Below are 20,844 nucleotides of genomic sequence, written 5' to 3'. Positions count from 1 at the left end.
CAGCGGTGAGAAGATGGACGACATGAGACTTGAAGCACGCCCCTCCAACGAGAACCTGCGCCGCGACGAGGCGGCGGAGCGTTCCGGGCTGGTCACCACCCACGACTACGCGATCCACGTTGACTTCTCGCAGGCCGAGGATCCGGCCGTCCCGAGCTACCCCGTCACGACCCGCATCGCCTTCGACGCCACCGAGGGCTCCGCCACCTTCCTCGACTACCTGGGCTACTCCCTCGAGTCGATCACGCTCAACGGCACGGCGTTGAACCCCGAGGACGTCGTGGACGGCGCGCGCCTGCGCCTGAGTGGCCTGGCCGCCAGCAACGTCGTCGAGATCGTCAGCGCCTCGGCGTACTCGCGCTCGGGCGAGGGCGTGCACCGCTTCGTCGACCCGGCTGACGGCAACACGTACCTGTACTCCCAGAACGAGCCGGCCGACGCGCGTCGCATCTTCCCCAACTTCGAGCAGCCCGACCTGAAGGCCCGCTTCTCGATCTCCATCACGGCCCCCGATCAGTGGCACGCCGCCTCGAACGGCGCGCTCGTGGGCCTGCGCGAGGCCGGGGGCGCCAACAGCACCCGCGAGTTCGCCACGACCGAGCCGATGTCCACGTACATCACCACGTTCCTGGCCGGCCCCTACGCCCTCTGGAACGACCACTATGAGGGCGTCACCGCCTCGGGCGAGGCCGTCACGGTGCCGCTCGGCATCGCGACGCGCGCCTCGCTCGCCGCCTCGATGGACGCACACGAGGTCTTCGACTTGACCAAGCGCGGCCTCGATTGGTTCCACACGCACTTCGACATCGCCTACCCCTGGGGCAAGTACGACCAGGCCTTCGTGCCCGAGTACAACCTGGGCGCCATGGAGAATCCGGGCCTCGTGACCTTCACCGAGCGCTACGTCTTCACGTCCCCGGCCACCGAGGCCCAGCACGAGCAGCGCGCCAACACGATCATGCACGAGATGTGCCACATGTGGTTCGGCGACCTCGTCACCATGGCCTGGTGGGACGATCTGTGGCTCAAGGAGTCCTTCGCCGACTACGTGGGCACGCTCGTCGTGGACGAGGCCACCGACTTCACGACGGCCTGGACCACCTTCGCCTCGCGCCGCAAGGCCTGGGCCTACCGCCAGGACCAATACCCCACGACGCACCCCATCGTCGCCGACATCACCGACCTCGAGGCGGCCGACCAGAACTTCGACGGCATCACCTACGCCAAGGGCGCGTCGGTGCTCAAGCAGCTCTCGGCCTTCGTGGGCCAGGACGCCTTCCTCGCCGCCGCGCGCGCCTACTTCACGCGCCACGCCTGGGGAAACACCCGCCTGAGCGACTTCCTCTCGGCCCTCGAGGAGGCCTCCGGGCGCGACATGGGCGCCTGGGCCGAGGCCTGGCTGCAGACGGCCGGCGTCAACCGCCTGAGCCTCGAGCTCACCGAGGCCGAGGGCAAGATCGCCTCCGCCACGCTCGTCCAGGACGGCATCGACCCGCGCTCGGGCGAGACGGTCCTGCGCCCGCACGTGGCCAAGGTGGGCGTGTACTCCCCAGCGGCCGACGCGCCGGCCGCGCGCACGGCGCAGGTGGCGGTCCTCGTCGAGGGCGCCAGGACGCCCGTCCCCGAGCTCGTCGGCACGCCGCTCGGCTCCGCCTGGCTCGTCAACGACGAGGACCTCAGCTACGCCAAGATCGGCATGGACGAGTCCACGCTGCGCATCGCCCTCGGCGAGGGGCTCGACGACGAACTGGCCCGCGCCACGGCGCTGGCCGGCGCCTGGAACCTCGTGCGCGACGCTACGCTCCCCGTGGAGCGCTTCGTGGACGGCGTGGTCTCCAACGCCGGGCTGATCGAGGACTCGGGCGTGCTGGCCCAGTCCTTCGCGCAGGCCGGTTCCGGCCTCGAGTCCTACACGCTCGCGGGCGACCGCCAGGAGCTCCTGGCCCGCTGGGTCACCTACCTGCTGGAGTCGATCGTGGAGGCCCCCGAGCCCTCCGACGAGCGCACGGTGCGCCTGCGTGCTCTCTTCGCCTCGCTCGCCGAGCAGCAGACGCCCGACGCCCAGAGCCTCGAGGTGACCGAGGCCTGGCTCGCCGACGACGAGTTCGCGCTCGGCGAGGAGCTCGCCTGGGCCGCGCTCGTGGCCCTGGCCGCCCACGGCCGCCGCTCCGAGGAGGAGCTGCGGGCCGCCGACGCCGCCGCCCCCACGGCCATCTCCGCGACGGGTCTCACCCGCGCCCTGGCCGCCCGCCCGCTCGCCGCCGCCAAGGACGCTGCCCGAGCCGCCGCGTACTCCGGTGCCGACGCGAGCGGCGCGACGCTCTCCAACGATCACCTGCAGGCCACGATCGACGGCCTGGGCATCGACCCCTCTGGCGTCGGCGTCGGGCACGAGGACGAGTACTTCGAGCGCATCGCCGACGTATGGGCGCAGCAGACCCAGGGACAGGCCACGCGCGTCGTGGAGGGCCTCTTCCCCGCCGGTGCGGAGCTCGACGACGGCGACGGCGCGACGCATCCCACGGTGCTCGCCGCCGAGTCCTGGCTCGCGGCGCACGCCGAGGCCCCGGCCGCCTTGCGCCGCCTCGTCATCGAACGGCTCGACGACGTCCGGCGCCGCCTGGGCGCGCAGGCCGCCTCCCAGCGCGGCTGAGCCGGGCGGCCCGCCCGGGCCCACCGACGCCGACGGCGCCGCTCCCCCGTCAAGGGGAGCGGCGCCGTCGTGCTTTCGTAAAGGCCGCGCCTACGGCACGCGGGCCGTCCACTCCGGCGTGTCGAACTTGCTCTCCGCGAGCGCCTCGGCCTCCGCGAGCGTCGCGGCGTCGAGCGTGGCGGGGGTGGCGCCGTAGCGCTGCGTGAACACCTCCGTGAGCGTCTCCAGGATCTGCTCGCGGCTGCGACCCGTCTGGCGCTTGAGCGGATCCACGCGCTTCTTGGCGCTCGTGATGCCCTTGTCCGAGATCTTCTCGCGGCCGATGCGCAGCACCTGGGTCATCTTGTCCGCGTCGATGTCGTAGCTCATGGTCACGTGGTGGAGCATGCCGCCACCGGCGAGGCGCTTCTGCGCGGCGCCGCCGATCTTGCCGGCCTCCGTCGCGATGTCGTTGAGCGGGACGTAATGCGCCTCAACACCGACCCGGGCAAGCGACTCCATGACCCACGCGTCGAGGAAGGGGTAGGAATCCGCGAAGGACATCCCGTCCACGAGCGAGGTGGGCAGGTAGAGCGAGTACGTGATGCAATTGCCGGCCTCCATGAACATGGCGCCGCCGCCCGAGATGCGGCGGACGACCTTCACGCCGTAGCGCTCGGCCTGCTCGGCATCCACCTCATTCTTGAGGGACTGGAAGGAACCGATCACCACGGCCGGCTCGTTCCACTCCCACAGGCGCATGGTCGGCGGGCGCAACCCGGCGCCCACCTGGCGCGCTAGGACCTCGTCGAGGGCCGCGTTAACGGCGATGGGGTACGGCGTGGGGCCGAGCACCTGCCAGGCGTGGTCCGTCCATCCCGTGGCCAGGCCCAGGGCGCGGCGCACGGCGGTCGCGACGGCGCGGGCGTCGAAGCCGAACATCACGGCGTCCGAGCGCAGCTTGGCCGTCACGGCGGCGGCGAGGTCCTCGTGGCTCGTGCCCACGGCGAGGCCGACGAGCGCTGCGTCGATGTCCTCAAGGGCCTCGTCCGGCTCCAGGAAGAAGTCGCCGTTGATGCTCGCGGAGGCGATGATCCCGTCAGCCACCGTCAGATCCGCGACCACGAGCTTGCCGCCCGGGACCTTGTACTCGCCGTGATGAATGCTCTGCGCTGGCTCTGTGCTCACGCTTCCCCAGCATAGTGCGCCCGTTCAGGGGCGCCGGCCCCTTCAGCGTGCGCGGCGCGCTTGGCGTGGGCCGGAAACGGACCGGGCCCCGCGCCCTCCCTTGCGGGATGACACGAGGCCCGATCGTTCAAGAGGCGCGCGGTTCAGCACCGCGCGCGACGGCTCACTTGCCGCCGAAGCCCTTGAAGCGCTGGTTGAAGCGCTCCACGCGGCCGGCGGAGTCCATGATGCGCTGCTTGCCCGTGTAGAACGGGTGCGAGGCGGCGGAGATTTCCACGTCGATGACGGGGTAGGTGTTGCCGTCCTCCCACTCGATGGTCTTGCCGCTGGAGGCGGTGGAGTGGGTCAGGTACTTCTCGCCGGAAGCGAGGTCACGGAACACGACGGGACCGTAGTTCGGGTGGATGCCAGCCTTCATGGGATCACCATTTCTCTTGGGCCCCTGGATTTGGCCAGGGGCAATGAAAGTGGAGGCGCCGCACATGCGACGACGCTCCATTCTACACGGAATTTGGGCGGGGGCTGACGCGCGGTCAGCGCGCCCGGAGCTCCCACATCGCCACGGCGGCCGCGGCGCCCACGTTGAGCGAGGAGACCCCCTCGCGCATGGGAATGAGCACGGCGCCGTCCACGGCCTCGAGGGTTTCGGGGCGGATGCCTGCACCCTCCGTGCCGAGAACGAGGGCCAGCCGCTCCGGCCCGCGCGCCGCCAGCTCCTCGATGCTGAGCGCGTCGTCCGTCAGCTCCAGGGCGTGCACCTCGAAGCCGTGCCGCTTGAGGGCTGCGATGCCCTCCGGCCACGTGTCGAGGCGGGCCCAGGGCTGCGAGAACACCGTGCCCATGGAGACGCGGATGGCCCGGCGGTACAGCGGATCGGCGCTGCGCGGGCTCAGCAACACCGCATCGATGCCCAGGCCGGCGGCGCTGCGGAAGATCGCTCCCACGTTGGTGTGCTCGGCGACGTCCTCCAGCACGACGACGCGGCGGGCGCCTTCCAGCAGGGCGTCGAGGTCCGCGGGCGCCGGGCGCTCGAAGGATCCCAGGGCACCGCGGTGCAGGTGGAAGCCCGTGAGCGCCTCGAGCACGGGGCCCTCCCCCACGAAGACGGGGGCCTCGGGGTGCGCCGCGGCGAGTTCCGCCACCACGGAGCCGTGGCGCTCGTCCACGAGGAAGGAGCGCGGGACGGCACCCGAGGCGAGCGCGCGGCGAACCACCACTGTCGATTCGGCGATGAAGCGGGACCGGGTCTTGGCCAGGGCAGCGTCCGTCAGGCCCCGGTAGTCCCCCAGGCGGGGATCATCCAGCGACTCGATGCGGATCATGCTCATGCGGACACCAACTGCCAGATCAGGTGAATAAAGGCCACGACGCCGAGCACCACGATGCACGCACGCAGCACGAAGGGCGAGAGCCGGCGGCCCACCTTGGCGCCCAGCCAGCCGCCGAAGAGCGAGCCCGCGGCGATGAGGCCGGCCACGAGCCAATCGATGCGCTCGAAGGCGAAGAGGAGATAAGCCACCGCGGCGACGAGGTTGACCGCCAGCGAGAGGACCACCTTCACGGCGTTGGCCTGCTGCAGGCTGCCGTGCAGCATGACGCCGAAGATGCCCATGAGAATGACGCCCTGGGCGGCCGTGAAGTAGCCGCCGTAGATGCCGGTCAGGAAGACGAGGAGGACGAGCGCCGAGGAGAACGGCTGCGCGTCAGGTCCCTCGTCCACGCCGCCGGAGCGGGCCTTGGCCCACGCGGCGAGCCGCGGCTGCAGGATCACGAGCAGCACGGCGAGGGCCACAAGGATCGGGGAGACGATCCCGAAGACGCTCTCCGGCAGGTGGAGCAGCAGCCACGCGCCGAGGAGCGCTCCGACGATCGAGGCCGGCAGCAACCGCTTGAGCGTGCGCGGGACCGTGCGCAGCTCCTCGCGATAACCCCAGGCCCCCGACACGCCGCCGGCCACGAGGCCGATGGCGTTGGACACGACGGCGTTGACGGGGTTCAGGCCCATCGCCACGAGGACCGGGAAGGTCACGAGCGAGCCGGAACCCACGATCGTGTTGATGGTCCCGGCCCAGACCCCGGCCAAGAGGATCAGCAGCGACTGCCAGAGCTCCACGTCGAACGGTGCCCCTTCGGATCAGCGCGCGAAGGCGCTGAAGCGCGAACCCTGGCGGTTCAGGGTCAGCTGCAGGCCGAAGGTCGCCTCGAGGTTGCCCTGCGTGACCGTCTCCTCGAGCGGGCCCTGGGCCACGACCTCGCCGTCGCGCAGTAGCAGCGCATGCGTGAAGTTCTCGGGGATCTCCTCGAGGTGGTGGGTCACGAGCACCATGGCGGGCGCGAGCGGGCTCGCGGCAAACGCGCCGAGGCGGCGGACCAGATCCTCGCGGCCGGCCAGGTCGAGCCCGGCGGCCGGCTCGTCCAGCAGCAGGAGCTCGGGATCGGACATGAGCGAACGGGCGATGAGCACGCGGGCGCGCTCGCCCTCGGAGAGCGTGGAGTAGCGGCGCGAGAGCAGCGTGCTGGCACCCCACTGGTTTAGCAGCTGGAGGGCGCGGCGCTCGTCGTCGGCGTCGTAGTGCTCGCGCCAGCGTCCCGTCATGCCGTACGACGCGGAGACGACGGCGTTGAGGGCCGTCTCCTCCTCGCGCATCTCCCGGCCGAGCAGGGCCGAGCTGACGCCGATGGCCGGGCGCAGCTCGGAGAGGTCCACCTTGCCCATGCGCTCACCGAGCACGTCCACGGCGCCGCGCGTGGGGAACAGCCGGGTCGAGGCGATGCGCAGGAGGGTCGACTTGCCGGCGCCGTTGGCACCCATGACGATCCAGCGCTCGTCCTCGCCCACGCTCCAGCTCACGTTCTTGAGCAGGTGGCGGGCGCCACGGATCACGGAAACATCGTCAAAGGCGAGGACGGCAGTCATGCCCCCACCCTAAGACACACGAGTGCCCCACGCCCGCGCCGGGCGCGTGTCACGGATGCCCGATGGGTCGGGCAGAGCGCTCACACTGGTGACATGAACCAGCAGTACCGCCTCGTCTCCTTCAGCTCCGACGCCGTCACGACGCCGCATCCCGCGCCGTCGTGGATCGAGACGATCGGGGCGCAGGCCTCCCCCGCCGAGCTGGCCGTGCCAGCGGGCCTCAGCGGCGCCGCCTGGGAGCTGGACCTCGAGGAGGCCCAGCTGAACTCCCTGCGCGCCCTGTTGCGCGAGGACACCGCGGCGGGCCAGGCCAGCCTCCTCGTGCCGCCGGCGCTGCGCGGTTCCCGCCGCAGCCTGATCGTCACGGACGTCGACTCGACGCTGATCGAGCAGGAGGTCATCGAGATGCTCGCGGCACATGCAGGGCGCGAGGCCGAAGTGGCCGCCGTGACCGAGCGGGCCATGCGCGGAGAACTCGACTTCGCCCAGTCCCTGCACCACCGCGTGCAGGCCCTGGCCGGCCTGCCGGTGAGCCTCATCGAGGAGGTCGCCGCCGACGTCGTGCCGACGGCCGGCGCCCGCGAGCTGATCGCGGCCGCGCACGCGGGCGGGCACAAGGTGGGCGCCGTCTCCGGCGGCTTCATCCAGGTGCTCGAGCCCTTGGCCGAGGCCCTGGGCCTGGACCACGCCCACGCGAACGTCCTCGGCGTGCGCGACGGCGTGCTCACGGGCACCGTGGAGGGCCCCGTCGTCGACCGGGCAGCCAAGGCGGCGGCGCTGCGCCGCTGGTGTGCGGCCGATGACATCGAGGCCCAGCGCACGATCGGCCTCGGCGACGGGGCCAACGACATCGACCTGCTCACCGTCGCGGGCCTCGGCGTGGGCGTCGAACCCAAGCCCGCCCTGCGCTCGGTGGCGGACGGCGTGTTGGGGCTGCGACGCCTCGACACCGTGGCCGCCGCGCTGGGCTGGGATGCCTAAGCCCCCCAATCAATATCCAAACGTGACCTGCCGCCGCCCGGTTCGCGATGGGCGCGCGCCGTGGTCCGTCCTAGGATGATCCAGGCCCTTGCGCAGTTCATGCGCCAAGTGGCGGAACCGTTGAAGGAGAACACGTGAGCGAGAACCCGACCTCGGGACCGGTCGAGGAGAACGCGCCCGAGCCGCCGGCGGGCGAGACGGACGAGACGATCGAGCCCACGCCGGGCGAGCGAGCCAGCGAACAGGCCGGAGAGCAGGCGCAGCGCGTCGAGCACCCGCCCATCGCCGCGCCCGCTGAGTCGCTCCCGGTCGCAGCGCAGCCCGCCGAGGCCGCTCCGGCGATCCAGCCGCCCGTCGCCGACGACGCCACGCGGCTCGACCTCGATCCCGTGCTCTCTGCCGCCCCGGCCGCCGCGGCCCCGCAGGCCGCACCCGAGGAGCAGGAGGAGCCGGACGTGGCACCCAAGAAGAAGCGTCGCGGCGCCAAGGTCGCGGCGTGGACCGTGTTCGGTGCCGTGGTGGTGGCCGGCGGTGCCTACGCCGGTGCCGCCTTCCTGACGCAGGACAAGCTTCCCGCTCACTTGAGCGTCGACGGCATCGACCTCTCGGGCCAAAGCGCGGAGCAGGCCAAGTCGACGCTCTCGGAGCAGCTGCTCCCCCGGGCCCAGAAGGCCCTCAAGCTCACGGCCGGCGAGCAGTCCGTGGCACTCAAGCCCGCCGACGTCGGCCTGGGCGTTGACGTCGACGCCACGGTTGACCGCTTCACCGGCTTGTCGTGGGACCCGAGCGTCATCCTCTCGCGGATCATGGGCTCGCAGGACGCCCAGGCCGTCACGACGGTGGATGACCAGGCGCTCACGGGCGCCGTGGCCAAGGCGGCGAAGTCGCTCTCCACCGCCCCCGTCGAGGGCTCCATCGTGGTGGCGCAGGGCAAGGCCGACTACAACGAGCCGCGCGACGGCGTGGCCATCGACGCCGCCGCGACAGCCACCTCGCTCAAGGAGCAATGGCTGCACGCCGACGGCTCCATCGCCGCCACCTCCTCCACGCAGGCCCCCGCCGTCTCCGCGGCTGACTGGAAGGGCTTCCTCGACGCGAGCGTGCAGCCGCTCCTGGACGGCCCCATCACGGTCAACAACGGCACCGCTGAGGCCCAGCTCCCCGCAGCCACGGTGGGCGCCGCCGCCACCGTCGAGGTCAAGGACGGCAAGCCCGCCCTGACCCTGGATGGCGAGAAGCTCGTCGCGGCCGTCGTGGAGGTGAACCCCAAGATGGCCTCGGAGGGCCGCAACGCCACCGTCAAGATGACCGGCTCGGGCGCGTCCGCCGCGCTCTCCGTGGTCCCGGCCCAGGAGGGCAAGGGCATCGACGCCGCGAAGCTCGCCGCCGCCGTGCAGAAGGCCTCCACCGAGTCGGCCCGCAAGGCGACCGTGGAGCTTCAGGTCACGCAGCCCACCATCTCCACCAAGACCGCCGAGTCGTGGAACATGGTCAAGGTCGCGGAGTTCGCGACCCCGTATCCCACCTACGACACGCAACGCACCAAGAACCTGCGCCTCGGCGCCTCGCGCGTGAACGGCACCGTGGTGGATCCGGGCAAGGAATTCAATCTGGCCGACCAGTTCGGGCCGATCACCACCGCCAACGGCTACGTCGCCTCCGGCGTGGTCGAGAACGGCAACGCCACCACCGCCCTCGGCGGCGGCATCTCGCAGATCTCGACGATGTCCTACAACGCCGGCTTCCTGGGCGGCATGGACATCCTGGAGCACAAGCCCCACTCCCGCTGGTTCGATCGCTACCCGGCAGGCCGCGAGTCGACCTACTGGGAGGGCCAGGTCAACATGCGCTGGAAGAACAACACCAAGGCCCCCGTCGTGGTGCAGATGTGGGTCACCGACTCCCAGGTCAAGACCGTGCTCTGGGGCGTGAAGACCTGGGACGTGAAGACGACCACGTCGGATCACTACAACATCACTTCGCCCACCACGGTGCACTCCTCCGCGGCCAAGTGCCAGCCGGAGTCCGGCGGCAAGTCTGGCTTCACGGTGACTGTCACGCGCAGCCGCACGTCGGCCGAGAAGCCGCTCCCCAAGGAGTCCTTCGTCTGGACGTACTCCCCGTGGAACCGGATCGTCTGCGACAAGTGACCGGCGACCGCCGCCGTTGAACGCGAAAGGAGGCCCTCCCCGCTCGGGCGGGTTCTAGCGGTCCCCGCAACACCTTCGATTTGAAGGAGTTGCGGGGATTGTGCTTTCTACGGAGCTGAAGCGGGCGTTCTTCGAGGCCTACGACCGCCTTGACGGGAACGTCACTGCCGCGGCCCAGGCGGTCGGTGCGAACAAGAACACGGCGGCTGGCTGGGCACGCGATGCTGGCCTGAAAGGTCGCGGTCGCCCCGGCACCGGCCCCCACCCGCGCCGAGCCGAATACGAGCAACTACGTGCGGTGGGAACGTCCCGCCGGCAAGCCGCGGCAATCGTGGGCGTCCACCTGCGCACGGCTCAGGACTGGGACAAAGGCATCCGCAAAGCCAGGGACCGCCGGTACTACCCCGATGGCCGGATCGTCGACTACAAAACAGGGATGACCACCCAGCAACGCATACCCCTGGCGGCCATCGACGCGGAGCTGCATCCACGCTTCCTCACCCTCGAAGAACGCGAAACGATCGCCGACCCGCACCGGGCTGGCACTTCTCTGCGGAAGATCGGTGCCGAGCTGGGCCGCCCGGCCTCAACCATCAAACGCGAACTCGACATGCACAGGAGCCACGGTTCGTACCGTCCGCATGCCGCTCAACGCGCTTGGGCCGGTAGCCGTGCCCGGCCCAAAGAATCCAAACTCGCCATGCCCGGGCCGCTGCGCGACTTCGTTGCCGCTGGCCTGCAAGATGAGTGGTCTCCGGAACAAATCAGTCATGCTCTGCTCAAGAACTTCCCCGACGACGAGGGCATGCGCGTGAGCCACGAAACGATCTACCAAGCCATCTACGTCCAGGCCCGAGGCGGCCTCAAACGCGAAGTCGAACACACCCTGCGCACCGAGCGCACCCGCCGCAAGCCCCACCGCAACCCCGAAGAGCGCACCCAACGCTTCGTGGACGAGATGATCATGATCTCCGAACGTCCCCCCGAAGTCGAAGACCGCGCCGTCCCAGGCCACTGGGAAGGCGACCTGATCGTCGGCACCAACTCCCAATCAGCGATCATCACCCTGGTGGAACGCACCACCCGCATGGTCCTGCTCGGCCACCTGCCCGGCGGGCACACCGCCGAAGAAGTCCGCGACGCGCTCATCCCTCTGATCGGCTCACTACCAGAACAACTGCGCGGGTCCCTCACCTGGGATCAAGGCTGCGAAATGGCCGCCCACCAGCAATTCAGCATCGCCACCGGCGTGGACGTGTACTTCTGCGACCCGCACTCACCCTGGCAGCGCGGCACCAACGAAAACACCAACGGACTGCTGCGCCAGTACTTCCCCAAAGGAACCGACCTGTCCGTCTACGGGCCAGAAGACCTCGAACTCCTCGCCAACAAACTCAACCGCCGCCCACGCAAAACGCTCGGCTGGGAAACCCCAGCCGAGCGCATGCGTGATCTCATCAAAGCCACCTAAACCACCAGGTGTTGCGAGGACCCCCAGAAACCGCCTCGGGGAGGGCCTCCTTTCGCGTTGAGCGCGTGGCGCGGAATCAGGCCACGAAGCCCTTGCCGCCGCCCACGAGCTCCGTGTGGCCCGTCTCGACGTCGGCGGTCACCATGGCGGCCACCTCGGCGGCGAACTCGGCCACCGAGTAAAGCTTGCCGGCCTCGGCGCGGCGGGCCTCGATGGCGCCCGGCTCCACCCGGTCCAGCAGCGTGGCGGTGATGGTGCCCTCGATCATGTCGCCGGAGACGACGACGAAGGTGATGCCGAGCTCGGCCAGGGCCGGGATCTGCTCGCGCAGGGCCAGCTCGCCCGCGCGCTTGGAGCGGGCCACGGGCTCGTAGGCGTCGAGGGTGGGCACGGTGTCGATGAAGTGGGCCTGGTGGCTCGTCACAAACACCACGCGGCCGCCGCGCGGAAGGTGCGGGGCGGCCGCCTCCAGCATGCCGACCTGGGCGTCGCGGTTCAGCGTCAGCGCGTAGTCCGCGCCGCGGTCGGTCTCCATGCCGCCGGAGGCGTTGAGCACGAGCACGTCGAGCGTGCCGAAGGCCTCGATGGCCGCGGCAACGAGCGCCTCGCGGTCCTCGGCCGAGGTCAGATCGCCCTGAACGGCGATGGCGCGGCCGCCCGCCTCCTCGATCGCCTTGACGACCTTGTTGGCGCGGGGCGCCTTGGAGCGGTAGTTGATGACGACATTGGCGCCCTCGGCGGCGAGCAGCTGAGCCGTGTCGGCGCCGATGCCGCGCGAGCTGCCCGTGACGATGGCGGTCTTCCCGGTCAGGGATCCCATGGTGTTCCTCTCTTGCGCCGCTGACGCGGCGGGATGGGTGAAGTCGAAAGCGAAGGGGTCAGTGACCCATGCCGAGGCCGCCATCCACGGGGATCACGGCCCCGGAGATGTACGCGGCGTCGTCGGAGGCGAGCCACGTGACGACCTTGGCGACCTCCTCGGGCTGCGCGAAGCGCCCGGCCGGGATCTGCGCCTGGTAGCTCTTCTTGAGCTCGTCCTCCAGGACGGCGGTCATCTCGGTCTCGATGAAGCCGGGCGCCACGACGTTGGCCGTGATGCCGCGGCCGCCCAGCTCGCGCGTGAGCGAGCGAGCGAAGCCCACGAGGGCCGCCTTGGAGCTCGAGTAGTTCACCTGGCCGGCACCGCCGAGCAGGCCCACCACGGAGGAGATGAAGACCACGCGGCCGCGGCGGGCCTTGATCATGCCCTTGAGGCTGCGCTTGACCACGCGGAAGGAGCCGGTGAGGTTGGTGTCGAGCACCGAGGTGAAGTCGTCCTCGCTCATGCGCAGCATCAGCGTGTCCTTGGTGATGCCGGCGTTGGCGACCAGCACCTCGACCGGGCCGAAGTGGGCCTCAACCTCGGAGATCGCGGCATCGACGCTCGCGGTGTCGGTGACGTCAGCCTTGACCGTGAAGAGACCCTCGGGGCCTTCCCCGGAGCGGGACGTGATGGCGACGTTGTCACCCTGCGCCGCGAAGGCGCGGGCGATCGCCAGACCGATGCCGCGATTGCCACCCGTCACCAGAACGGTGCGGGGCTGCTGGGCGGGCTGAGAGCTCATGAAACCTCTTCGCTAGTGGACCGTGCTTCGCACACGTGGCCTTCATCCTATCCAGGCGGCACCCCGCGCGCCCGCCGCCGGGCCGTCGCGCGGAGGTGACCGGCGAGTAGCCCCGTGCCCCGGACCGATTGGTCGCCAACCGCGCCGCGGTGGGACAATGACAGAACCATGAGCAAGAACGAGCCGAGCCCCGAGCATCCGCGCGTCCACGCGATCACGGACGCCCGCGAGGCGGCCTCGATCGAGGCGAGCAAACGCATGCGCTCGTACGGCATCAAGATGGCGCTGCGCGCCGTGCTGTTTGTCTCGGGCGCGATCATCGCCGCCACCTGGAACATCTGGGTCGGCGTCGCCCTGCTGGCCGCCTCCGCGATCCTGCCGTGGATCGCGGTCGTCGACGCGAACCTCATCACGGATCCGGGCGGTGACGATTCCGCCACCTTCCTGGAGGCGCCCCCGGCCGACGCGCTCACCGGGGCGCCCGACGACGCCGCTCCCGGCCCGGACGGCGCGGACGGCGCAGACGGTTCCGTCTACGCCGACGACGACGCTGGCTCCGACGTCATCGAGGGCAGTTTCGAGCCGGAACCGCCGGCGGATCCGCCGGCCAACGGCGACGCACCGGAGGCCCCGGGCCGTGGCTGAGTTCGATCTGCTCTCCGCCCTGCAGGCCGGCGGCACACCGGCCCCCGGCCACACCGCCGCGACAGCGGGCCCCGGCGAGCACCCGCCGTGCTCGCGCAAGGGTTGCCGCACGCCGGCGGCCTGGGCCCTGCTCTGGAACAACCCGCGCCTGCACACCCCCGAGCGGCGCAAGACCTGGCTCGCGTGCGAAGAGCACCGGGTGTGGCTCGCCGACTACCTCTCGACGCGGGGCTTCCTGCGCGAGGTGACCCCCTTCCGCTTCCCGCCCCAGGAGGGCTGATGTACCGCTTCCTCGCCAGCACACGCTGGGTCGGCTGGCTCATGATGGTGATCGTGTTCGCGATCGTCTGCGCCGCGCTGTCCTGGTGGCAGTGGGATCGGCGCGCCGAGGTCTCCACCGAAAACAAGCAGGTGGCGGCGAACTGGGACGCCACCCCGCTCACGGGCCACGACGCCGTCGCGCTCTTCGAGCAGCTGCCAGCGGAGCAGGAGTTCCTCCCGGTCAAGCTGACGGGCGAGTACCTCAGCGACTCCACGCTCTTCGTGCGCCAGCGCACGCTCAGCTCGGCCTTGGGCATGGAAGTCCTCGTTCCCTTCCGCACGCAGGAGGGCACGATCGTGCTCATCGACCGCGGCTGGATGAAGAACGGCGACGGCCCCGTGCAGGCGCCGGAAAACGTGCCGGCTCCCCCGAGCGGCACCGTCACCCTCACCGCCCGGCTCAAGGCCGGCGAGCCCGACATCGGGCGCGACGCCCCGGAGGGGCAGATCGCCTCGATCGACCTGGCCGGCGTCTCCCAGCGCACGGGGCTCGACGTCGCGGGTTCGGCCTACGGCCTGCTGGCCTCCGAGGATCCGGCGCCCGCCACCAAGCCAGCGCCGCGCCCCAAGCCCGAGGCGGACGAGGGCATGCACTGGTCCTACGCCCTGCAGTGGGCCGCCTTCGGCGTGCTCTTCTTTGTTGGCTTCGGCTACGCGGCCCGCCAGCAGGCGCGCATCAACCGTGAGGACCGCGAGGCGGCGGCCGAGGCCGCGGCCAACGGCGGCGTGCTGCAGCACAGCGCGCGGCGGCGCCAGCGGGCCAAGGTGATCAAGCCGCGCCGCGACGGCGCGCTCCACGACGAGGAGGCCGAGGACGCGCTCATCGACGCCGAGGAGAGCCGCGGCAACGACGTCACCAACTCCTCGCTCGTGACGGGCGTCCAGAAGCCCCACTAGGGCTTGACCTTGTCACAGCGCGACGGCGGCCGGTCACCCTGAGGTGACCGGCCGCCGTCGCGCTGTGTCCGGCTGCTCTAGCCGCGCCCGCGCGGGATCACGCCAGGGTGACGAGCTCCAGGTACTCGTCGTTCCAGAGGTCCTCCGTGCCGTCCGGCAGGAGGAGGACGCGCTCGGGGTTGAGCGACTCCACGGCGCCCTCGTCGTGGGAGACGAGCACCACGGCGCCGGCGAAGGACGCGAGGGCGTTGAGGATCTGCTCGCGCGAGGCGGGGTCCAGGTTGTTGGTCGGCTCATCGAGCAGCAGGACGTTGGCGTGGCTCGCCACGATCATGGCCAGGGCCAGGCGGGTCTTCTCGCCGCCGGAGAGCACGCCGGCGGGCTTGTTGACGTCATCGCCGGAGAACATGAACGAGCCGAGGATGTTGCGCACATCGGCGTCGCCGAGGTGGGTCGGCGCGGAGGAGCGCATGTTTTCAAGCACGCTGCGCTGGATGTCGATCGTGTCGTGCTCCTGCGCGAAGTAGCCGATCTTCAGGCCGTGCCCGGGCACGACCTGGCCGGAATCGGGCTTGTCGACGCCAGCAAGCATGCGCAACAGGGTGGTCTTGCCAGCGCCGTTGAGGCCCAGGATGACCACCTTGGAGCCGCGGTCGATCGCGAGGTCCAGGCCCGTGAAGATCTCGAGCGAGCCGTAGGACTTGGAGAGCCCGTCGGCCGTGAGCGGCGTCTTGCCGCACGGGGCCGGATCGGGGAAGCGCAGCGCCGCGACGCGATCGCTCTGGCGCTCCTCCTCGAGCCCGCGCATCATGCGCTCGGCGCGCTTGATCATGTTCTGGGCCGCCACGGCCTTCGTGGCCTTGGCGCGCATCTTGTCGGCCTGCGCCAGGAGGACGCCTGCCTTCTTCTCCACGTTGGCGCGCTCGCGGCGGCGGGCCCGCTCGTCGGTCTCGCGCTGGGTCAGGTACTTCTTCCAGGAGAGGTTGTACTGATCGATCGTCGCCCGGTTGGCGTCCAGGTGGTAGACCTTGTTGACCACGGCGTCCAGCAGCTCGGTGTTGTGCGAGATGATCAGGAAGCCGCCCTCGTAGGCGATGAGGAAGTCGCGCAGCCAGGTGATGGAGTCGGCGTCGAGGTGGTTCGTCGGCTCGTCCAGGAGGAGCGTGTCGGCGTTCGAGTAGAGGATGCGCGCGAGCTCCACGCGGCGGCGTTGGCCGCCGGAGAGCGTGCCGATCGGCTGGTTCAGGATGCGCTCGGGCAGGGCGAGGTTGTTGCAGATCGCCGCCGCCTCGGACTCGGCAGCGTAGCCGCCGCCGGCGATGAATTCTGCCTCGAGGCGGTCGTACTGACGCATCGCCTTGGCGCTCACCGCCGGGTCCTCGCTCGCCATGTCCTCCTGGCACTTGCGCAGCTTGGCGCTTACAACATCCAGGCCGCGTGCCGAGAGGATGCGGGCGCGCGCCAGCTGCTCCATGTCGGGCAGGTGGGTGTCCTGCGGCAGGTAGCCGAGGGTGCCCGTGCGCGTCACGGTGCCGCCGGCCGGCAGGGTCTGCCCGGCCAGGACCTTCGTCATCGTGGTCTTGCCCGCGCCATTGCGCCCCACCAGGCCGACCTTGTCGCCGGCATCGATGCGGAAGTTCACCTCATCCATGAGCAGGCGCGCGCCGGCGCGCAGTTCGAGGTCTGAGACGGAGATCACGGTTGGGGGCTCCTTGGGGCGAGGCGTGGGACAAGTTTTCGGGTGTCCGGGGCGCGGACAACCTCTCTAGTCTACGCGGTTCCGACGCGCCGCGTTGGTCAATTGAACGGTGTTCAAGTAGGCTCCCGGACCATGACCGCTTCAACCCCCACCGCCGCGGGAGCGACCCTCCCCCGCACGCTCTCGCTCGTCGTCGTCTTTGCAGCGCTCATCGCTGCTCTGACCATGGCGCCGGCGATCCCCGTTGGCCCGCTCGGCGTGCCCATCACGCTGCAGACGCTCGGGGTCGCGCTCACGGCGCTCGTGCTCGGCGCGAAGCGCGGCGGCCTCGCCGTGCTGCTCTACGTGGTGCTCGGCCTCGCCGGCCTGCCGATCTTCGCCCGCTTCTCCGGCGGCCTCGGCGCGCTGGCCGCCCCGAGCGCCGGCTACCTGCTTGCCTTCCCCGTGGCGGCCCTCGTCACCGGCGCGCTCGCCACCCTGGTCCTGCGCCGCTCCCTGCGGGCCAAGGGCCTGTGGCTCTTCGGCTGCGCGCTGGCCGGTTCCTTCCTCGTGACCCATCCGGCCGGCATCCTCGGCATGATGATCAACGGGCACCTCTCCCTCCAGGCCGCCTTCCTCGCCGACCTGGCCTATTGGCCGGGCGACCTCGTGAAGTCGGCGCTGGCCGCAGCCCTCGCGGTCGGCATCCTCAAGGCCTTCCCGGCCCTCGCCGCCCGCAACCCGTCCGGCCTGTGAGCTCCCCCGTCCCCGTCGTCCTCGAGCGCGCCGCCGTCACCGCACCAGCGGTCGGCGGCGTCGCCGCGCGCGAGCTGCTCTCCCCCACCACGCTGCACCTGAACGATCGGCGCATCGCGCTCATCGGCGCAAACGGCCAGGGCAAGACGACCCTCCTGCGCCTGCTTGCCGGGCTCGTGGCCCCGTCCTCCGGCAGCGTGAGCGTCGCGGGGCTCCAGTGGGCCCGCGACGCCAAGGCCCTGCGCGGCGCGGTCGGCATGCTCTTTGCCGACACGGCGGCGCAGCTGATCATGCCCGTGGTCCAGGAGGACGTGGAGCTCTCCCTGCGCCCCCGTCGGCTGCCGCGCCATGAGCGCCGCGCCGAGGCCCTCGCGCAGCTGCGCGCACTGGGCATCGAACGGCTCGCCGAGCGCAGCGTCTACGAGCTCTCGGGGGGCGAGCGCCAGCTCGTGGCCCTCGCCGGCCTGCGCGCGGCCGCCCCGCGCCTGCTCCTCGCCGACGAGCCCACCGCGGCGCTTGACCTCGTGCACCGCGACAGCGTCGCGGCCGCCCTCCTGGGCTCCGAGGCCTCGCTCATCGTGGCCACCCACGACCTGGAGCTGGCCGCCGAGTGCGAGCGCGCCGTATGGATCCACGGCGGGCGGGTGGTGGCCGACGGCCCCCCGGACGAGCTCATCGCCGCCTATCGCGCGAGCGCCCGCGGCCTGGCGCCGTGGCCCGGCGCGGAGACGGGGGCGGAGGCATGAACCCGGGTCCCGGCGCGCTGCTCGCCTGGATCCCCGGCGCCTCCCCCGTCCATCGCGCCCCGCTCTGGCTCAAGTACCTGGTGCTCGTGGCGCTCGGCCTGCTCGGGACCGTGTGGCGGACGGCCCCCGTGGGCCTCGGCCTCCTGCTGCTCTCCGTGGCGCTGTACGCCCTGGCCGGCCGTGCCGTCCTGCGCACCTGGGCCACGCCCCTGCGCTTCTGGTGGTGGATCCTGCTCCTCCTCGGCACGTATCAGTGGTTCTTCGTCTCGCCGCCCGCGGCCGTGGGGCTCGTGGCTTGCATGTTCGCGCTCGTCCAGTGCGCGCGCCTCCTCCTGCTCACCACGCCGACGTCCGAGCTGCTCGACGGCCTCTCCGCCGCGGCCGCCGCCGTGCGCATCCCCCCGGAGCGCACGGCCCTCGTGCTCGCGCTCTTCCTGCGCACGCTGCCGGAGCTGTCGGCGAGCTGGGGGCGGTCCCGCGAGGCCGCGGCGGCGCGCGGGCTCAAGCGGGCTCCGCTGCGCACCGCGACCTCGCTCGGCGTCATGGCCGTCGCCAGGGCGCGCGACGCCGGCGACGCGATGGCTGCCCGCGGGCTGCTCGCCGAACCGGCCGAACACCCGAGCGAACCCCGGGCCACGCGCTAGAGCGCCCGGCGCGGCGCGGCGCCCGCGTCATCCGCGCGCCGCGCCAGCGCGAAGGGGAGCTTTGGGCCCCCGCCTTATGTACGCTGGCGCGCATGAGCTTCAATGACGGATCCCGCCTGGACCCCTCCCGCGTCGAAGACACGCGCAGCGGCGGCGGAGGATCGCGCGCAGGCATGGCCATCGGCGGTGGCGGCGGCATCATCGCCCTCATCCTCGCCATCATCTTTGGACCCCAGGCCGTCTCCGGCATGGTGAACACCCCAGCGGAGCAGGAGGTGACGCAGGTCCAGAGCACCGACGGCGCCGCGATCGACAGCTGCACGAGCGGCTCGGCCGCGAACCAGCGCGACGATTGCCGCATCGTCGGCACGCTGAACAGCCTCGATTCCTACTGGGTCAATGGGGCCACGGACCTGCGCATCGAGGGCTTCAAGGCGCCGGGCGCCCGCATCTTTGCCAACGGCACCAACACGGCCTGCGGCCAGGCCAGCAGCGCCATGGGCCCGTTCTACTGCCCCGGCGACTCGAAGATCTACATCGATCCGACCTTCTTCAACGAGCTCGTGCGCAACTACGGCGCGGACACGGGCGCCCTCGCCCAGGAGTACGTCGTGGCCCACGAGTACGGCCACCACATCCAGAACCTGACGGGCGCCATCCAGAACTCGCAGGTCGGCTCCGGTTCCCAGGGTGGCTCCGTCCGCGTGGAGCTGCAGGCCGATTGCTACGCGGGAGTGTGGGCCAACCATGCCTCCTCCACGACGGACAAGGACGGCAAGCGCTTCATGCAGCCGCTGTCCGACGCCGACATCAAGAGCGCCCTCTCCGCCGCCGCGGCCGTGGGCGATGACCACATCCAGAAGAAGTCCACGGGCTACGTCAACCCCGAGGGCTGGACCCACGGCTCCTCGTCGCAGCGCCAGGCCTGGTTCACGACGGGCTACCGCTCGGGCGACCCGGGCGTGTGCGACACCTTCTCCGCTCAGGACCTCGACCACCCCTGAGCCGCGCCAGACACAGCACGACGGCGGCCCGTCACCTTTGAATCAAAGGTGACGGGCCGCCGTCGTACAGCGGGGATCCGGAACGGATCAGATGTTGAAGCCCAGGGCCCGCATCTGGTCGCGGCCGTCCTCGGTGATCCGCTCGGGACCCCACGGCGGCATCCAAACCCAGTTGACGCGCCAATCGTCCACCATGGAATCCAGGGCCTTCTGGACCTGGTCCTCGAGGACGTCGGTGAGCGGGCAGGCCGCCGTCGTCAGGGTCATGTCGATGAGCAGCGTGCCCTCATCGTTGTAGGCCATGCCGTAGAGCAGGCCGAGATCCACGATGTTCACGCCCAGCTCGGGGTCGATCACATCGTGGAGCGCCTCGGTGACGTCCTCCAGGGACGTCTGCTTGTTGCCCTCGGTCATGCCGCTCAGGCCTTGGCCAGGTAGCGGTCGTAGCCCTCTTCCTCGAGGCGATCCGCGAGCTCCGGGCCACCCTGCTCGGCCACGTGACCGTCGACGAAGACGTGCACGAAGTCGGGCTTGATGTAGCGCAGGATGCGCGTGTAGTGCGTGATGAGCAGCGTGCCCATGTCGTTCTCCTCCTGGGCGCGGTTGACGCCCTCGGAAACGATCTTCAGGGCGTCGACGTCGAGGCCGGAGTCGGTCTCGTCCAGCACGGCGAACTTGGGCTTGAAGAGCTCGAGCTGCAGGATCTCGACGCGCTTCTTCTCGCCGCCCGAGAAGCCCTCGTTGACGTTGCGGGCCGCGAAGTCGGGGTCGATGCGCAGCTTCTCCATGGCGCCCTTGACGTCCTTGGTCCACGTGCGCAGGCTCGGGGCCTCGCCGTCGATGGCCGTCTTGGCGGTGCGCAGGAAGTTCGTCATGGTGACGCCCGGGATCTCCACGGGGTACTGCATGGCCAGGAACAGGCCGGCCTTGGCGCGCTCGTCGACGGACATCTCCAGGACGTTCTCGCCGTCGAGCAGGATCTCGCCGCCCGTGACGATGTAGCGCGGGTGGCCGGCGATGGTGGAGGCGAGCGTGGACTTGCCGGAGCCGTTGGGGCCCATGATGGCGTGCGTCTCACCCGTGTTGATGGTGAGGTTGACGCCCTTCAGGATCTCCTTGTGGCCCTGCTCGGTCTCGATACCGACCTTCAGGTCCTTGATTTCCAGGGTAGACATAAGTTTTCTCCTCGTCGCCGCGCGGCAGGCGCGGC

General features: G+C 70.6%; 21 protein-coding genes. 11 read left to right on the top strand and 10 right to left on the bottom strand.

Annotated features, from left to right (window positions below):
• The first annotated feature begins 22 nt into the window (after nucleotides 1-22).
• Nucleotides 23-2,653, top strand: a complete 2,631-nt coding sequence (pepN, locus tag DWB68_RS08780) for an aminopeptidase N (protein ID WP_119424806.1) — start codon at nucleotides 23-25, stop codon at nucleotides 2,651-2,653.
• 90 nt (nucleotides 2,654-2,743) lie between these two features.
• Here the strand turns inward: pepN and DWB68_RS08775 are convergent, their stop codons facing one another.
• From DWB68_RS08775 to DWB68_RS08755, 5 genes are all read right to left on the bottom strand, one after another.
• Nucleotides 2,744-3,820, bottom strand: coding sequence for a lipoyl protein ligase domain-containing protein (locus DWB68_RS08775; protein WP_199700419.1), 1,077 nt, complete (start codon nucleotides 3,818-3,820; stop codon nucleotides 2,744-2,746).
• Nucleotides 3,821-3,983: 163 nt separating this feature from the next.
• A complete protein-coding gene (locus DWB68_RS08770) occupies nucleotides 3,984-4,238 on the bottom strand; it encodes a type B 50S ribosomal protein L31 (protein ID WP_119424762.1) in 255 nt (84 codons plus the stop codon).
• 115 nt (nucleotides 4,239-4,353) lie between these two features.
• Complete coding sequence (locus DWB68_RS08765; RefSeq protein ID WP_119424761.1) at nucleotides 4,354-5,148, bottom strand: TrmH family RNA methyltransferase; 795 nt, start codon at nucleotides 5,146-5,148, stop codon at nucleotides 4,354-4,356.
• A complete protein-coding gene (locus DWB68_RS08760; protein ID WP_119424760.1) occupies nucleotides 5,145-5,933 on the bottom strand; it encodes a sulfite exporter TauE/SafE family protein in 789 nt (262 codons plus the stop codon). The genes DWB68_RS08765 and DWB68_RS08760 overlap by 4 nt, the downstream gene beginning before the upstream one ends.
• A 21-nt stretch (nucleotides 5,934-5,954) precedes the next feature.
• Nucleotides 5,955-6,737, bottom strand: a complete 783-nt coding sequence (locus DWB68_RS08755; RefSeq protein ID WP_119424759.1) for an ABC transporter ATP-binding protein — start codon at nucleotides 6,735-6,737, stop codon at nucleotides 5,955-5,957.
• A 93-nt stretch (nucleotides 6,738-6,830) separates the two neighbouring features.
• On the opposite strand from DWB68_RS08755, the gene serB reads away from it, so the two are divergent.
• The 3 genes from serB (at nucleotide 6,831) to DWB68_RS08740 (ending at nucleotide 11,339) form a co-directional block, all read left to right on the top strand.
• Nucleotides 6,831-7,718 carry a phosphoserine phosphatase SerB gene (gene serB / locus DWB68_RS08750; RefSeq protein ID WP_119424758.1) on the top strand — a complete coding sequence of 296 codons (888 nt, stop codon included), beginning with the start codon at nucleotides 6,831-6,833 and terminating at the stop codon, nucleotides 7,716-7,718.
• 134 nt (nucleotides 7,719-7,852) lie between these two features.
• Entirely contained in the window at nucleotides 7,853-9,868 is a 2,016-nt protein-coding gene (locus DWB68_RS08745; protein WP_119424757.1) for a VanW family protein, read from the top strand.
• Between the two features lie 298 nt (nucleotides 9,869-10,166).
• Nucleotides 10,167-11,339 carry an IS30 family transposase gene (locus tag DWB68_RS08740; RefSeq protein WP_119424804.1) on the top strand — a complete coding sequence of 391 codons (1,173 nt, stop codon included), beginning with the start codon at nucleotides 10,167-10,169 and terminating at the stop codon, nucleotides 11,337-11,339.
• Between the two features lie 76 nt (nucleotides 11,340-11,415).
• Here DWB68_RS08740 and DWB68_RS08735 read toward each other — a convergent pair whose 3' ends face one another.
• Together DWB68_RS08735 and DWB68_RS08730 are read right to left on the bottom strand one after the other, a co-directional pair.
• Nucleotides 11,416-12,159, bottom strand: a complete 744-nt coding sequence (locus tag DWB68_RS08735; protein WP_119424756.1) for an SDR family oxidoreductase — start codon at nucleotides 12,157-12,159, stop codon at nucleotides 11,416-11,418.
• Between the two features lie 58 nt (nucleotides 12,160-12,217).
• Nucleotides 12,218-12,943 carry a beta-ketoacyl-ACP reductase gene (locus DWB68_RS08730; RefSeq protein ID WP_119424755.1) on the bottom strand — a complete coding sequence of 242 codons (726 nt, stop codon included), beginning with the start codon at nucleotides 12,941-12,943 and terminating at the stop codon, nucleotides 12,218-12,220.
• Nucleotides 12,944-13,111: 168 nt separating this feature from the next.
• On the opposite strand from DWB68_RS08730, the gene DWB68_RS08725 reads away from it, so the two are divergent.
• The 3 genes from DWB68_RS08725 to DWB68_RS08715 are packed head-to-tail and all read left to right on the top strand — an operon-like array spanning nucleotide 13,112 to nucleotide 14,806.
• A complete protein-coding gene (locus tag DWB68_RS08725; RefSeq protein WP_119424754.1) occupies nucleotides 13,112-13,588 on the top strand; it encodes a DUF3099 domain-containing protein in 477 nt (158 codons plus the stop codon).
• A complete protein-coding gene (locus tag DWB68_RS08720; protein WP_233548692.1) occupies nucleotides 13,581-13,868 on the top strand; it encodes a hypothetical protein in 288 nt (95 codons plus the stop codon). Before DWB68_RS08725 ends, DWB68_RS08720 begins: the two co-directional genes overlap by 8 nt.
• Nucleotides 13,868-14,806, top strand: a complete 939-nt coding sequence (locus DWB68_RS08715) for an SURF1 family cytochrome oxidase biogenesis protein (protein ID WP_119424753.1) — start codon at nucleotides 13,868-13,870, stop codon at nucleotides 14,804-14,806. Before DWB68_RS08720 ends, DWB68_RS08715 begins: the two co-directional genes overlap by 1 nt.
• Before the next feature lie 97 nt (nucleotides 14,807-14,903).
• On the opposite strand, the gene DWB68_RS08710 is transcribed toward DWB68_RS08715, so the two are convergent.
• A complete protein-coding gene (locus DWB68_RS08710) occupies nucleotides 14,904-16,505 on the bottom strand; it encodes an ABC-F family ATP-binding cassette domain-containing protein (protein ID WP_119424752.1) in 1,602 nt (533 codons plus the stop codon).
• 132 nt (nucleotides 16,506-16,637) lie between these two features.
• On the opposite strand from DWB68_RS08710, the gene DWB68_RS08705 reads away from it, so the two are divergent.
• From DWB68_RS08705 to ypfJ, 4 genes are all read left to right on the top strand, one after another.
• Nucleotides 16,638-17,240, top strand: coding sequence for a biotin transporter BioY (locus tag DWB68_RS08705; protein WP_119424751.1), 603 nt, complete (start codon nucleotides 16,638-16,640; stop codon nucleotides 17,238-17,240).
• Nucleotides 17,237-17,986 (top strand): energy-coupling factor ABC transporter ATP-binding protein, encoded by a 750-nt coding sequence (locus DWB68_RS08700; RefSeq protein ID WP_119424750.1) that lies wholly within the window; start codon nucleotides 17,237-17,239, stop codon nucleotides 17,984-17,986. The genes DWB68_RS08705 and DWB68_RS08700 overlap by 4 nt, the downstream gene beginning before the upstream one ends.
• Entirely contained in the window at nucleotides 17,983-18,630 is a 648-nt protein-coding gene (locus DWB68_RS08695) for a hypothetical protein (RefSeq protein WP_119424749.1), read from the top strand. Before DWB68_RS08700 ends, DWB68_RS08695 begins: the two co-directional genes overlap by 4 nt.
• A gap of 92 nt (nucleotides 18,631-18,722) precedes the next feature.
• Nucleotides 18,723-19,634 (top strand): KPN_02809 family neutral zinc metallopeptidase, encoded by a 912-nt coding sequence (gene ypfJ / locus DWB68_RS08690; RefSeq protein ID WP_119424748.1) that lies wholly within the window; start codon nucleotides 18,723-18,725, stop codon nucleotides 19,632-19,634.
• Nucleotides 19,635-19,721: 87 nt separating this feature from the next.
• On the opposite strand, the gene DWB68_RS08685 is transcribed toward ypfJ, so the two are convergent.
• Together DWB68_RS08685 and sufC are read right to left on the bottom strand one after the other, a co-directional pair.
• Nucleotides 19,722-20,048 carry a metal-sulfur cluster assembly factor gene (locus DWB68_RS08685; RefSeq protein WP_119424747.1) on the bottom strand — a complete coding sequence of 109 codons (327 nt, stop codon included), beginning with the start codon at nucleotides 20,046-20,048 and terminating at the stop codon, nucleotides 19,722-19,724.
• 5 nt (nucleotides 20,049-20,053) lie between these two features.
• Complete coding sequence (gene sufC / locus DWB68_RS08680) at nucleotides 20,054-20,809, bottom strand: Fe-S cluster assembly ATPase SufC (protein WP_119424746.1); 756 nt, start codon at nucleotides 20,807-20,809, stop codon at nucleotides 20,054-20,056.
• Between the last annotated feature and the right edge of the window lie 35 nt (nucleotides 20,810-20,844).

This window comes from Galactobacter valiniphilus, assembly GCF_003575975.1.
GTDB classification, from domain to species: Bacteria; Actinomycetota; Actinomycetes; order Actinomycetales; family Micrococcaceae; genus Galactobacter; species Galactobacter valiniphilus.
This window is presented reverse-complemented; position numbering and strand designations above follow the sequence as displayed.